12 protein-coding genes are annotated in these 15,574 nt (G+C 39.0%); all 12 read left to right on the top strand.

Annotation, left to right across the window (positions count from 1 at the left end):
• Window positions 1–234: 234 nt before the first annotated feature.
• Window positions 235–4,836: a phage tail tape measure protein gene (locus H5R88_RS07140; protein ID WP_182600625.1), complete on the top strand. Its 4,602-nt coding sequence runs from the start codon at window positions 235–237 to the stop codon at window positions 4,834–4,836.
• A 9-nt stretch (window positions 4,837–4,845) separates the two neighbouring features.
• On the top strand, window positions 4,846–5,721 hold the full coding sequence (locus H5R88_RS07135) for a phage tail domain-containing protein (RefSeq protein WP_231795292.1): 876 nt from the start codon (window positions 4,846–4,848) through the stop codon (window positions 5,719–5,721).
• Between the two features lie 12 nt (window positions 5,722–5,733).
• Window positions 5,734–8,397 carry a phage tail protein gene (locus tag H5R88_RS07130; protein ID WP_182600624.1) on the top strand — a complete coding sequence of 888 codons (2,664 nt, stop codon included), beginning with the start codon at window positions 5,734–5,736 and terminating at the stop codon, window positions 8,395–8,397.
• A 1-nt stretch (window position 8,398) separates the two neighbouring features.
• A complete protein-coding gene (locus H5R88_RS07125) occupies window positions 8,399–11,809 on the top strand; it encodes a hypothetical protein (RefSeq protein ID WP_182600623.1) in 3,411 nt (1,136 codons plus the stop codon).
• Between the two features lie 32 nt (window positions 11,810–11,841).
• Window positions 11,842–12,012, top strand: a complete 171-nt coding sequence (locus H5R88_RS07120) for a hypothetical protein (protein ID WP_182600622.1) — start codon at window positions 11,842–11,844, stop codon at window positions 12,010–12,012.
• Between the two features lie 12 nt (window positions 12,013–12,024).
• Window positions 12,025–12,276, top strand: coding sequence for a hypothetical protein (locus tag H5R88_RS07115; RefSeq protein ID WP_182600621.1), 252 nt, complete (start codon window positions 12,025–12,027; stop codon window positions 12,274–12,276).
• 12 nt (window positions 12,277–12,288) lie between these two features.
• Window positions 12,289–12,756 (top strand): alpha-amylase, encoded by a 468-nt coding sequence (locus H5R88_RS07110; RefSeq protein ID WP_182600620.1) that lies wholly within the window; start codon window positions 12,289–12,291, stop codon window positions 12,754–12,756.
• A gap of 11 nt (window positions 12,757–12,767) precedes the next feature.
• A complete protein-coding gene (locus tag H5R88_RS07105; RefSeq protein ID WP_182600619.1) occupies window positions 12,768–12,953 on the top strand; it encodes a hypothetical protein in 186 nt (61 codons plus the stop codon).
• Window positions 12,954–12,966: 13 nt separating this feature from the next.
• Window positions 12,967–13,449, top strand: a complete 483-nt coding sequence (locus H5R88_RS07100; protein ID WP_182600618.1) for a hypothetical protein — start codon at window positions 12,967–12,969, stop codon at window positions 13,447–13,449.
• A gap of 273 nt (window positions 13,450–13,722) precedes the next feature.
• Complete coding sequence (locus H5R88_RS07095) at window positions 13,723–14,103, top strand: hypothetical protein (protein WP_182600617.1); 381 nt, start codon at window positions 13,723–13,725, stop codon at window positions 14,101–14,103.
• 160 nt (window positions 14,104–14,263) lie between these two features.
• The gene (locus H5R88_RS07090; protein ID WP_182600616.1) at window positions 14,264–14,695 is read left to right on the top strand and encodes a phage holin, LLH family; all 432 of its coding nucleotides are present in this window, start codon (window positions 14,264–14,266) and stop codon (window positions 14,693–14,695) included.
• 1 nt (window position 14,696) lies between these two features.
• Window positions 14,697–15,574 (top strand): GH25 family lysozyme (locus H5R88_RS07085; protein ID WP_182600615.1); only part of this gene is annotated, 878 nt, incomplete at its 3' end.

Raw genomic sequence — 15,574 nt, 5'->3', positions numbered from 1 at the left:
GTACTCATTGGTCTTTGGCTAGTTTTGTTTGTATCCGTCTACTTTTTTATGGAACATTTCCATTTATGGCTTCTTCTAGCGTTTGCGGTTGCTTTTTATGTGGTTATTAAGGCTATCACACTTTTGATAAAAGCGTTGTTTAGGCTGTTGTGAATATTAATTAATCCAAAATAATTGTAGTCGATCTTAGGGATCGGCTTTTTTGTACCGTTTTTAAGGAAGGAGGTGCCTAATTTGAAAGTACAAAATGAAATGTCTACTCGAATTTCGGTTGATGCTGTTAGTGCAATTGGGAGTATGTCTGCGTTTAGAAATGCAATTAAAGGAGCTAGTGATGCTTGGCGTGCTCAGGAAATAGCATTGCGTAATTCGGGCAATTATGCTGAAGCCGCTAAGCAAAGACTATCAGGATTAAATCAAGTTATTGATCTGCAAAAGGCAAAAATTGAAGAGCTGCGTCAGCGCCAAGATGGTTTAGATACTTCAAATAAAAAACAAGCTAATCAATTTTTGAAACTTGAAAAACAAATCCAACAAGTTAATAGGCAATTAGCTAGTTATGAAAGCCAAGCGGAACGTGCTAAAAATGCGGCACGATACCAAGTTTCAGGATTAGCTACTTTGCAACAGGCTTATCGTCAATCGCAATCAGCATCTTTGGCTTATGTCAATCGACTAAATGCTGAAGGCAAGACTGCGAGTGCTACTGTTGAAAAGTATCGTCAATTACGGTCTAGCTTGACGAATCTTGAAGCTCAATATAGGAAACAGGAATTCTTGCTACGGCAAGTTGCTAACGAAAGTGGAAAAGATTCTGAAGCTTATATTAAGCAACGTGAACAATTAGATAAAACAGCTACCGCCTTTGCTAAGACTCGCACTGAAATGAAGGGATTAGCTACTGAAAATGCAAAGCTACAACCAACAGGACTCAAACGGGTTGATTCTGCTGTGTTGAAGATTCATGATCACACTGCAAGTATGCGTTCGCGCATGGTAGCAGCCTTTGATTCCATGAAAGCTCACGCTGTTGGATTTGCAACTACATTAGGGGCGGTAGGAGCTGGAATGGTTTCATCTGCACAGAAAGCTTCTAGTCTTCAAGACACCTATACTAAAACACAAAACCTTTTAGTGACTGGTGGTGAAAAGGTTGCAGAGGTGACAAAAAATGTTAACAAAATGCAGTCTGAGGCTCAAAAAGAATCAGTTCAGTATGGTGTTAGTCAGCAAAAAATAGCAGATGCTTACCAAGAATTAACGAAGCGGGGTTATTCGTCTAGCCAATCTCTTGGTGCAATGAAGACGATGCTTCAAGCTTCAGTTGCATCAGGTGATGACTTAAACGATGTTGTGACAAGCTCAACAGCAGCCATGGAAGCATTTGGTTTAAGGGCTGATGGCACTGCTAAGATGCTTAAAAATACTAAAATGGCCGTTAATGAGATGGCCTATGCCGCTGATATGACGGCAACTGATTTTAAATCAATGAGTGTTGCGATGGAATATGCTGGTCCACAAGCTAAAACGTTGGGGTATACGGTTGGTGAAACTGCATCGGCAATTGGGATTTTGTCGAATAATGGTTTAGAAGCCGATAAAGCTGGTACAGGTCTTCGCCAAGTGATGAATAGTTTGATTAAACCAACACAAGGTGCCAATGAAGCTTTGAAAAAGATAGGATTATCTACTAAAGATTTCACCGACAAGTCAGGTAAGATGAAGTCGATAGATGATATATTTAAAGAATTAAATGACCATACTGCAAATTTAAGCAAGCAGGAAAAAGGAGCTATATTCAAAGCGTTATTTGGTTCGACTGGTGAATCTGCCGGTATTATATTGGCGAATAACTCCAAAGAACTCGGTAAACTTAATAAGCAGGTTGAAGAATCATATAAGGGCCAAGGGTACGTACAACAGTTAGCTAACAAAAATATGGGTTCAGCTAAAATGTCAATGAACCAGTTTAAGGAGGCAACTGATGCAGTACAAGTTACCATTGGACGAGCTTTATTACCTTCATTGAGAGATGCTTCTGTTGAAATGGCAAAGGCTTTTAATTCTAAAGACGGTCAACGAGATTTGAAGATGCTTGCTAATGTCATTGGAACTGTAGCAAACGCAACTGTAAGTTTCATGAAATTACTTAGCAAACATACAACAACTGTAAAAGTTTTTGGAGGAGCACTAATAGCTGCATTTGGTGCTGCTAAACTGTTAGATGCTATCGGTAAAACTCGCCGTCGGATCAACGACTTTCGAGCCGTTATTGGTAAGATTCCTAGAAAAAAGAAGACTACTATTACTGCAGATACTAGTAGTGCTAATCGTAATGTAAAAAACGTCAAACAAAATATCGAGCGTGTCCCAAAAAGTAAAAATACTAAAATTAATACTGAGACTAAACAGGCTCAGCGCAACATTACCAATGTTAATCAAGAAATGGCACGTGTACCTAAGAGTAAACAGAGCACTGTAACTGTAAATAGCCGTAGTGCAGTTAAGAATATCAAAGCTGTAGGTACGGCTTCTAAGACAAGTGCAACTATTTCAAAAATTAGTTTTGCGTCAATCGGTACGGCTGCCAAATCAGCTGGAACGACTATTTCAATGGCCTTTCGTGCTAATCCTCTTGGTATGCTTATTACAGGCATTCAGATAGCTATTTCAGCTTTTAAGCTTTTATATGCGCATAGTAAAACATTCCGTAAGTTCGTAAATGGGCTGACTAGTTCAGCTAAATCAGCAGGTAAAAAAATTGGCAATTGGTTTAGTTCAACTTTCAAAAAGGTTATTTCTGACCAACAGAAAGCGAATAAATCCCAACAAAAAGCCAACCAACAAAACCAACGAGCTTGGAATAATTATTTGAAGCAACACAGAAAAGCTGCTCAACAACATCAAAAAGAGGAAGAACGCCAGGCTCGAGTCAGTCAACAACGTCGTGCTCGTGCTGTTGCTAACTTCAATAAAGATGTTGCTCGTAAATCAAATAATATGTGGAAGCAACTTCAAAAAGATAGTAATAACGGAAGACGCAACGCTGAACAAACTTGGAATAAAATGAGTCGTACGATTGGCAACACTGCTTCAAGTCTATGGAAAAGCATGTCAAAGGGTGCTTCTGATGGGTGGCATAATGTTGAACATGCTGCGCAAGATGGTTCTAGCAAAGTAAGCCATTGGTATGATGATATGAGCAAGAATACTGGTCGAATAGTTCAAAATATTCGTCAACAGCATCCTAAGCTTTTCAATGATATGTATAAAGGTATTGAAGATAGTTCTCAAACTTGGCGTGATTTAGTGACAGGCCATTGGAGTCGGCTTGGTTCAGATACCCAGAATTTAACTAAAGATATGCACAGCGTTCAGCATGATCTTTTCTCCACCATGTATGATAAGTTGAATAATCTCACACATGGTGGACTGGATACTATGAAAAAATCATGGGATAACCACTTGAATGCTATCCATGATGCCACGGTCAATATTGGAGGGCATATACACCAAGCTTTTGATAACCTGATGAATGGATTAATTGATGTATTTGGGAATTTAGTTAACGGTATTGTTGATGGTATCAATTGGATTTTAAAACACGTAGGTGGTGATGGTAATCTCCAGCACGTTAACTTAAAGCATTTTGCTAATGGTTCTAATGGGCCTATTGACCGTCATCAGGTTGCTGTCTTAAATGATGCGCCTGATGAAAATTATCGAGAAATGGTCCATAAGCATAAGACTGGCGAAACCTTCCTCTTACCAGCTAAGCGGAACATCATGATGCCACTTGAACCTGGAGACGAAGTCCTTGATGGTAAAAAAGCGGCACAAATGATGAAACTGATGGGAACGCCGGTTCATCACGCCGATGGGGCAATTGGTGATTTCTTTAGTGGAATATTTGATAAATCCAAAGATGCTTTAGAAGACGCAACTGATTGGGTTGAAAAAGCGCTCAAGAATGTTGTTGGTTTTGGGAAATCACTGTTTAATCATTTTATCAAGTCAGTTACTCCTAAGCCTACTGATAGCCTTAACGGTGGCTTAAAAATTAGCTTGCCAGGATTTTTTGCTACACGGTTGAAAGATTGGTTGAAGAAGCAATTGGATAAATTAAATACCGATAATCCTGCTGGTACCGGTGTCGAACGCTGGCGTCCTGTTATCTTGCGGGCTTTTGACGCTTTGCATGTTGCACCTGCTGAGTGGAAGGTTAATAAATTATTGAAGCAAATTCAGACAGAATCTGGTGGCGATCCTCATGCTTTCCAACATGGATATGTAGATGCCAACACGGGTGGTAATGAAGCCCGTGGGTTGCTTCAATTTGCTGGCTCAACTTGGGCTGCTGATGCCTTACCTGGACACACCGATTGGCGAAATGGTTATAATCAAATCCTTGCTGCCATTAATGTTCTTGAACATGGTGGAGAAGGTGGCTGGGGTAACGTTGGTATGGGCCATGGTTGGGCTTACGGTGGAATGGTAACCCAACATGGCTTATATGAAGTTGCCGAAAACAATGATCCAGAAATGATTGTTCCGCTTGATCCAAATAAACGTGGTCGTGCGTATCAATTACTTACCCAAGTACTAGCGCGTTTCAAAGGAGAAGAGGGCATTGCTGAGGATTCTGACGTTAAGTCAAATCAGTATGTTCAAAGTCTAGAAAGAAAATTCGATTCTTTGTTAGCCCAAAATCAACAGATGATCAATTTGATCGACAAATTAATTGGCGTTACAGATGCGGCTAATAATCCAACTGCTCGCTATCGTCGAACGCAACGCGATATTAATATGGCGCGAGCACAATCTTTAACAAATTAGGAGGGAAAAATGTTGGCTGGTAAAGACCTAGATATTGATAAGATGAATATTTTATACCCAACTTTATTTATCAAACCTCCAGATGGGGACGAAATAGATGCTCGAGAGATAGTTAATGGATTAGATTTTCTTGGAGATGATTCAGACCCAGTATTAACGAATACCTATACCCAAGATGCTGGTACTGATGGCCAAGCTTATTCGTATTCACAAATAACAAACAATACCATTAATGCCCGTTTTTGGTTGTATTTTACCGACTGGTATGATTACAAATTGAAGAAGCATGAACTAGCACGTTTCTTTATGCAAAAAGGATTGTACCGAATTCGTACAGATGCCGAGCCAGGAATTGTTAAGTTTGTTCGTGCTGGTAGTTTTACAATTGAAACTCCCCAGGGCAGAAACAATCAACAATTTACAATTCCGTTCGAGAATCCATCAGGAGTAAAGTGGTCGTTTGCATATAGTGACCAGTTAATGAATTATGACCAGAATTTATGGCAATACGGAATGAATTTACCTAATGGGGTTAATTTAAGATATCATTTTGTGAATACTCATGAATTCGATATTTATAATGCTAGTGACATTGATATTGACCCACGCCAGAAATATCCTTTACAAATTATCGTAACTGGATTTAACGGTAAATTTGATATGGTTAATCAAACAACTGGTGACGAGATAGTGTATACCGAAGCTCTTGATCCATCAGATATATTAATGTGGGATAGTCTATCAGCATATAAGAACGGTCATGTAGTAAATGAAAATACTAATCTTGCTTGGATTCGCTTAAAGCGTGGATGGAATCACTTCAAAATATATGGTTATGATAAAGTTGACGTTCGTTTCCATTTTCGCTTTGTCTATCTTAATTAGGGGGTGTATTAGATGACAATATCTGTTTTAGAAGCATTAGAACAACATCGTTATGTGTACTTTGGTTTTGAATCACACCCTACAAAAAAGGATCCCTGGCAGGCAACGCCAATTATGGCTTATTCGGATAATCTAGTCAGTTGGGAAGTCATAACGCGTTTAAAACAATTAGAAGGCCTACGCGACGGATTCCTAATTAAGATAGAAGATCGATATTACATTATCGGGACTGGTGCCTTTTATGTGACAACAGATTTTTATAATTTTGAAAAACTTGACTACCTAAAAGGTGATCCTTCTTATAAAAATTTGTGGGCCCCTGAAATATTTAAGGATTTAGTTGGGAAGTATCACATTGTTTATTGTGCAGGGGATGCAGAAGCTGGGATCTTAAATGATTATATTGCTGACTTTGATCCGCAAACTAATAAGATTACAAATGAGAGACAAGTCATTTCGTTTATTGATGGAGCAATTGATAATAGTTACCGGATTGATCCTGATATTTGCTTGATTGATGGAGTTTATTTTTTGACTATTGGGGGAAATTATGTATTTAGTTCTAATAATTACTTAGGACCTTATCAGAAGTTCCCGGTTAATTTTGCTCCAACTCCTCAGAAGTATAGTAATCATTCTAGCGGTATTGCGGGATGGTTAGAAGGGCCAAACATGTTTATCGACGGTGACAGTGTTCGGCTATTTGCTGATCAAACGGATGGTAATGGGCTGGTTTTTCGTTCTGCTGTATTAGGTGATATGTTCGATTGGTCCAGGGCAGAAAAGACCCATGCGACATTTAAAATGCGGCACGGGTCTATTTTAGTTAATGAAAAAGTATCAGCTGCAGTGGATGGTAAAGTTGATTCAACGCCAAGATTCGATCCCAAAATGACAATTCAGGCATTGCATACAACTAAACCAGTTCCATTAACGTGTTATCTTAGTAATTCTTTTCAGTATCAATACGAAGACAATCAAACCAATCAGCTTCAATTTGTTGCCTATGATGACGGATCGCCATCATTTTCTTGTATTGCTAATGAATCAACCATTACTTTCAATAATGATCTCTTCATAATTAAGAGTGTGGAAGAGGATGATACTGGTTCAGAATTGTACACAGTAACAGCAATCCAGTATGTAAACAGTGAAATAGGGCGGGTAATGCAGCGGAATATTCGTAGCGGTGTTCTAACTTATACGATTAAAGATGTTCTGGACTTCTTCTTGAATGATCAAGTAGCTAATCCATTTGGCTTTGGATATCGTGTATTCGGTGACTTTGATAAGCAACAAATAGAGAACTTAGGAGGTTCTTCTGGAAAGGATATGATCCAAAAGATCATTGGTACTTGGCCTGGAACTATTGTTTATCCGCAAAATAAAATTCTGAATATCTACGCACCAGATGCCTTTCGTAGGAATTATGGGCGAAGACTGGTATATAAATATAATTCGTCAGACATGAAATTGATTGAAGATTCAACAAATATTGTCAATCAAGTACGAGCTGTCGGAGCTACTATTTCTACTGATGGAAATAGTACGGATGGAACAATCGGTGGTGCTTCTGAAAATATTTCTGAATCAACGACTACTATTATTAGTGGTCAAGATGATACAAGTTCATTCCAGGAGGATGCTAAGAAATATCTAGGTGTTCCTTATGTGTGGGGAGGTGCTGGAGGTGCTCGTGGTGGGAATCCTTTTAGTGGAATGGATTGTTCATCATATGTATCACAGGTTTATAAAGATTTTGGCATTTCTATCCCAGCACAAACAGTCGCAATGGAATCTAGTTTTTATGAAATTCCATACAGTGAGGTCAAAGCTGGAGACGTTGGCTTTTATGGTCCACATGGTGGAACACATCACATTTGTTTAATGCTGGATCACAATACAATGATCTATGAACCGCAACCCGGTGAATCGTGTAAAACCGCACCGGTGAGTTCATACAGTCCATCTTGGTTTGCAAGGAATGATAGTATGCAAGCTAAAATCAACACGAAAAAAGAGGAACAAGTACCGGTTGCTACTATTAGTTTTCATGACGACTATTCATCTTCAACAGCTAATACGCAAACATCGGAACAGTATTATTTTCAACCTTTTATTGTTCAAGATGATTTATCTATTGAGCGATGGGGATTGCATCCAGGAGCTGATGTTCAAGATGAGCGATTTAAAGACCCAGATGCAATGAAAACTTATGTACAGAAACAGTTAGTGTCTGACCCAGTAATAAGTGTAGAGGTGACTTATGATACTAATACAATTCCTATTCCAGGAGAGGAAGCTTATCTGACAATCCCTGAAAAAGGCACGTTAGTTTCGAATTCTGCCACAACTACACAGGCTTCTTATAATACAACTGTTACTGCTGTTGGGTTTACTTGGTATCCATTTGATCCGACACAAGGTACGGATATTACTTATGATAATTTGCAAGCCTCAATTCTACACGCTGGTACGCTTGATGCGAATTTAAGACGTGTTGAACAGTTAGCAAATGCTGCGTTAGATCGAATGCCACAAGTCTTTTATAGTAATCAAGATCCATCGGCTAACCAAAAAGTACGAAATGGTGCTATATGGATTAAACCAATTGTTGATCAAACTACTTCTTCAAATAATTCTGATAAAGATTTAACGATTGGAGGTGAGACATAAAATGGCAGAAAATAATCAGCTCTCAGACAAAACGAATAGTAATTCAACGGACACTTCATCAACTGATGCTTCCTCAGTAGTGATTGGTAATCATGAAAATGCTTTTGTCCCTCATAAAATTAGTAATCATGACAAATTGGTTCAAACCATGGTTATGGTTGACGGCGAATGGATTAACGTTAACGATACTAATGATCAAGCTAATATGAAGGAGGATATGCATAAAGTTAATAGGAAAGTTGTTGAAGCACAAAAGGGAATTGTTGAAGCAAAAAATACAGCCGATTCAGCGGTTAAATATGCTGATTCGGCTGTTAGTGCTTCTAAGGTTAATAGTGACGCAATAGTAGCTCAAAGCTCAGCGATTAGTGAAGCAAAAGCGGCGGCTGATGATGCAGCAAGTAAAGCTCAAGCTGTAAAAGAAAATGCAGCAAGTGAGACGGCAGCTATTAGAAATCAAGTTGTTAATGTTGCTAACAATGTTTCCTCTGTGAAGGCAGATGTTGCGAGTGCCACTAGTGACGTTGCTAATCTTAAAGCTGATGTTCAAGCTAATAGTGCTGCGATTATTAAGACTAATGACGCTGTTAAAATCCAATCTAAGAATTCATCAGATACAATCAATGAGTTGAAGATTGCTAATGGTCAAGTTGAATCAATTGCTAAGGATGCTAAGAATAACGCTACAATTGCTAAGCAAACAGCTGATGCCGCTACTATTGTGGCACAGGATGCAAAAAGTAATGCAGTGGTTGCTAAACAGACTGCTTCCAGTGCAACAATTGAGGCAACAAATGCAATTAGCACTGCATCAAAAGCAGAATTATCTGTTAATGGCTTAACTACTAGAGTTGATGGCATCGAAGGAGATACCAAAAAACTTAGTGGCCGAGTTACGTCTACTGAAACTATTTTGCAGCAAACGAAAGACCAGTTACTTCAAAAGGCTGATAAGTCAGTCGTTGACCAAGCTAATAATTTAATTAGTCAACTGTCATCTGAACAGAAGATAATGGCTGGGCAAATTGAGCAAAAAGCTAGCTCAACTGAACTTGATAATGCTCTAACTTCAATTAAAAAGAACACAACTGCCATTGATGAGAATAGCAAAGCGATCAAATTAAAGGCAGATGCAACGGAGGTAAATAACCTAAAAGGCACTGTCAATTCTCATTCTGCTTCAATTAATCTCTTTAGTGACCAGTTAAAGAGTATGGTTACCGAATCTAAAGTTAATGACATTATTAACGGGAAAGGTTTCGCTACGCAAAACACTGTACAGTCGCTGATTAATCAAAAAGCAGGAACAATTAATGAAAGTATCACTAATCTGGACGCTAAGTACAAGGCTAAGGATGGGGTAAACCTTGCTACTAAAACCGGTAACGTTAGCTTGTCGGGAGGTTATAATTCAAATAAAAACATTGGCTATATAAGCTTAGACGTAATAAATGATTTATGTGGCAAGTATATGACTGTTTCAGTTGATGTTGAGTGGAGTGGTTGGAAGAGTGGAAATCAAAATCGAGTAGGCTATGAATTACAAATCAATTATGATGATGGCTCAACAGAGTATGATGGTTGCTGGCTCACCCCTACTACTACTAATGGTAAACAAAGAGTAACTGCCACCTATAAAATCAAAGATCAACACGTCAAATCACTAGGTGAAGGCAATGCTTACATACAGATTAACTGTACCAGTGCAAAAGTTAGCCACCTCAAAATTGAACGGGGCACGGTTGCTACGCCATGGACACCTGCACCGAGTGACAATGCCACAGTTACCCAACTTCAATCTGTTACAGCTTCAATCGACGGCTTACAGTCAGCAGTTAAAAATAAAGTTGATCAATCTCAATATACCCAGCTTGCAGGAGTAGTTCAGACAAAAGTCAGCCAAAGTGACTTCAACCGTTTGAATAATCAAGTTAATGTGCAAACTTTAGATAGTGCAAATATTGATAACATGAAAACAACAGGTCATTACTTTGTACGTAATCTAACCGGCAATCCAATTGGTGGTTGGGTTTATGTAGATGTGACTGGTAATGCTAACGACAGAATTCGTCAAGATGTTTACCAGGATAGTGGCACAAAACATGCATTTCGTCGCTGGTTTGGTTCGTATTGGACGGGATGGTCCACCGGTGCAGAAGAGTCTGAGATTACACAATTACGCAGTGATATTAATTTGAGAGTTAAAAGTGGTGATCTCCTTAGTCAAATTAATATCGCAGCCGGTCATACTTTAATTCAATCTAACAAGATCTACTTTGATGCTGATTCCTTTGTTATGAGCCCAAATTCAAAAGCCTTTATTCCTAGTGCTTATATCACTAATATTAATGCAGATAAAATTACGACTGGAACTTTAGATGCAGCTAAATTCAATGTAAGGAATTTTAGCGCTGATAATATTATCGGTGGTACTTTAAGCGGAGTGGTTGTTAAAACAGGTGCTAATGATCGCTATTTTCAAACCTCAAAAGACAATATTTATTGGGTGCGTAAGGGTAGTATGTCTCTTGTTGGAAATGACACCTACCTAAATTCTGCTAATGGTCTAAATATTGCTGATGAGAATAATATTCAATTAACGACCTGGGGTGGAGCAACAGTTAATAAGGATGGCTCTATTACAAATCTTTCAGGTAACAGTGGACATCCTAAGATTATTATTGATCTAAAAGGAAAGTATAATCCTGATGACGCCTATGGATCAGCCTTCGGTGGTGGACCTGGAGACAGCGAAATAGTTCAATGGGTTGGCAACAAAGAATATACAGTCCTTACCCGTAATCAAGGCTTTACTGTCCACCTTAATGATGGCAACAATAAATCAACTTTTGCCATCCAAAAAGATAATAAGGTCGGTGTCTATGTCGGAGGTGGTGATGATGGTAACGAAATTAGAATTGCTGGAGCAGGTCCAATCAAACTTCAAGGAAGATATATTGACGATGGCTTTAATGACGGCATGACTCATACTCTGGGGAACCTTCAAGTAGATAACCTTCACGTCCGTAAGTGGCTAGGGGTTGATCAAAGCAAGAACGCCATCGTTAAGACTAGTCAAGGTCCTGTCACCATTAATGCGTATGAAACAGCAGAATACTACTTTGGTGATATTGGTGAAGGACAGACTGACTCCGATGGTGTTGCCTTTGTCGGCATTGAAGAATTATTTGGCGAGACGGTCAATACTACTATTCCTTATCAAGTATTTATTACGGCTTACGGCTCAGGTAATATTTGGGTCGATCAACGTAATCCTGATCGCTTTGTTGTTAAGTCTGATCGTCCTGATGTTAAGTTTGCTTGGGAAATCAAAGCCAAACGTAAGGGCTATGAGCATACCCGTTTACAAAATGTTGATGAAAAATTAAATCATATGGAAGCTACGAGTTAATCGTGGCTTTTTATTTTAGGAGAAACTTTATAATGGAAAACTTACAAGTTGAAGCAAGTGATGTTATTACAGAATACCGTGCGAAGAACAGTCAATTAGAATTTGATAATACTGTTTTACGTCTGCAAGTTAAGAAGTTGCAAAGCAAGATTAGTGAACTGACTGCGTCTAATAAGAATGATGTTAAGAAAGCAAATAAATAGGAGGAGATTATTATGTCAATGAATATTTATCGTAATCGTCTTAGTTATGACTTTGACTCACAAGGTAACACTATCGATGCAATGGTTGGCTTTAACGGGCTGAATGACCAGGGTGAAACAGCAATGGCTACCATCAAAGTCACTAAAGATATGCTTGGCGACGGTAAGACTTTTGACGATTTTTCAAATAAGCAAATCACGGAATTAGCTAAGCAGAAGTGGATGGAGTATATCCAACCAAAATCGACTTCAACACAGCAATAGGAGGGATAGTCTATGGATGACTTTCCACGAATAGATATATGGGACGAACCGAGTCCTTTCCAAAACTCACAAGCTTACGAGCAGAAGAATCATAACTGGGCTGTGCTCCGAAACTACGGTAATTATGTTAGTTCATACTTAAAAGGAATTACTGATGCTTGGGATGTTCGTTGGGCAGCGCAAATTAATAAGACCTCTCAGCCTAGCGAGGTTATTGACGCACGGATAGATATTTTAGGGCATGCGTACCCAACGTTAAAACAGCACTTGGATGCAATTGAAGTTAATTCGGTTGGAGCAGAAGTCGATACCCAACGCTATGGAGATCGAACAACTTCATGGGCCAACTTAAAAGTTCTTGATTTGTCATCAGCTAGCGTCGGCTTGTCTTACCGTTCTGTTGGTACTGTCAATGCTATACTTCCGCAGCTAGGATATGCTGAATGTTTCATTGATGATTTACAAACACAAACAGCTTAGGAGGCGATAGGATGGGGTTCTTACCAACGAGAGTAAAACTCTTCCAAAAAGATGAAAAGAAACGAAAACATCAAGTATTCCCCGAAACTGATCTAAATTCGATTGTTGGTTTTAATGATTATCGTGGTCAAGTGGCAGATATTGTAGATGATTTGCAAAAACAGATCCGGGAATTACAGCGAAAAGTTGATCGTTAGGAGGTAAAGTTTAATGGCAAGTAAAGTATATATTAAAGATAAAGATGGCAATGATTTACTAGTGGCCACTGATTGGTCAATTATTCAAAACAAGCCAAGTAACTTAGCAACTACTAATCAATTGCCTATGCTGGGGGCATGGCAACGTGATGGAATTATTTATAAAAACGGAGCATATGATTGGGATCATGTAAACAATGGCTATAACTGTGCTTATAGAATTGCAGATCTTGGCGGTTTTAAGATTGTGGAATTACGGTTAGCCTTTGGTGTAAATCGTGATATCACTGATGATATAGAGGTTATTGATTTGCCTGCTACTATTCGCCCGGATGGGAATGAAGAGTTATGGAGCGCAACCGGTACGCGTGGTATTTTCATCCATACTACGCCTGATGGGAATGTTCATGTTTATTGTCAGAAGTTTAGTGATGGTGACAAGTATACCCACGATGGGCTATTAACATATCATACGGTTTACTTCACGACTATTTAGGGGTGATTAGTAGTGGATAAATTACTAATAGCAAATTGGAACAATTCACTCGTTTTTAAGCCTTAATTGGAATGACTGGGGTAATCATGATTTAGCTTATTACAAGCAATATGTAATTTTTGATTCAATTACTAAAAACCAGTTTAAGGAAATCACAGGCGTGGATTACGGTGCCTAAATAATTGTTACAACATTGTCGCCTTAGAAATAAACAATACATAAATAAGCCTAACTCAAACGAGCGGGGCGGCTTTATAAGGAGGTATTGTATGAATGATTAACAATTTACGCCACAATTACTTGTGGCTCATATCAGCGTTAGAAACGTATGGACTAGCAGCTTATTTTATTAAAACTCATAGTACAGGCAACTTTACTCCACCACCAAATAGCGTGTTGGATATGCTAGACGATCCGCCTTTCATCTTTCTGTTGGGTGTGGTTGGTACAATTGCGCTAGTCTATTCAGTATGGAGCATTCAGCATTTTCACTATAAAACAATCATGACAGCTTCACTTACTTTTGTGTGGCTGTTATTTTTATGTGGATTTGTAATTCACGATCAAATGAAAGGGGTTCTGCTAAGTATCCCTAGTATGTATTCGTTCTTTGTATTATTTCGTATTGTTTTAACGGTAATTCTGAAAGGGTGAGGTGAGGTGAGCGATCAAGTACTAGCAACCTTAATCACGACTATTGGCTCGATTATCGTTGCTTGGATAACTGCCCACCAACGTAGTCAACCCACAGAAAATGACAGGTTAAGGGAGCAGAACAGAAAATTAAAAGAGGAAATAAAGGAGAGAAAACGTCATGAAAACACTAAATGATATTGTAAATTGGATCATTCAATCGGGGCTACTTGTGTGGCTCTTTTATTTTGGCTTCACAGTAGGAAAGCCATTCATTGAAAGCAAGATTAAACATGCTAAAACAGCTCAACAAAAGGAATTGTGGACGTTACTTCAACAAGTATCAATGACAGTAGTTAATTCGCTCGTTGGTAAAGATATGACTGGTCAAGCTAAGTTTGCTGAAGCTGTTACCCAAGTACAAACTTATCTTGAAAGCAAGGGTCTTAATGTGGATATGAAGCAAGTTCAATCAGCAGTTCAATCCGCTTATGAAAAGTCTACATTGACGCCAACCGTTGATCCGACATTACAAAAAGCACAATCAACTAAACCCGCTACCATTCCAGCCGGACAAGCACCAGCAATTGATCTGATGAAAGGGGAAAAATAATATGCGTAATCAATTTATCGATGTTTCAAGTTACCAACCAGATACTGTTGCCTTTTTTCAAGCCGCTAAAGCTCAAGGCGCATTAGGGGTTGTTGTTAAATTAACGGAAGGGTCGGAAGATGGTTCAGCTTATGTTAACCCACGTGCAGCTGCTCAAATTCGCAATGCCTTAGCAGTTGGCTTGCGTGTATCCTGTTACCACTTTGCTCGGTATACTTCAATTACTGATGCACAAAATGAAGCTCGATTCTTCGTTAAGATCGCTAAGCAATTTGGTATGTATGACGATACTTTGATGATTGATGATGCGGAAGTTCATTCGGCCACAGATTATCAATCAGCATCATTAGCCTTCCTCCAAGAAGTAGAAGCTCTTGGCTATAAGAACACTGGAATTTACTCCATGAAGTCCTTCTTTACCGGTGGCATTCTTAATTCGCACGGCTTTGGTTCACGTAAGATTTGGGTTGCTGGTTATGGTGTAACCTCATTAGGTATTGACAACGCAAATGCTTGGCAAACAACCGATCATGGTATTATGGGTATTGATACAAGCCTTGACTTTGATGGTGCCTTTACCACTGGTGCAACTGCTGGTACAGTACCTCAAATTAACGTTTCAGCGCCACAGCCAGTTCAACATGTTGGCCACCCAGCTACTGGAACCTATATTGTTCAGCCAGGCGATACATTGAGTGGAATTGCTGAAAAGTATGGGACCACTTGCCAGAACTTAGCAGCAATTAATAGCATTGGTGATCCTAACCACATTAACGTTGGTCAGGTGCTTAAAGTTACTGGTCAACCAACAAGCGAAAATACTTACTTCGTCCAAGCAGGTGATACACTAAGCGGGATTGCCATTAAATTTGGCACCAC

This window comes from Limosilactobacillus agrestis, assembly GCF_014145585.1.
Classification (GTDB): Bacteria; Bacillota; Bacilli; order Lactobacillales; family Lactobacillaceae; genus Limosilactobacillus; species Limosilactobacillus agrestis.
Note: the sequence above shows the minus strand (reverse complement) of the source record. Positions and strands in the feature narration are given on the sequence as shown.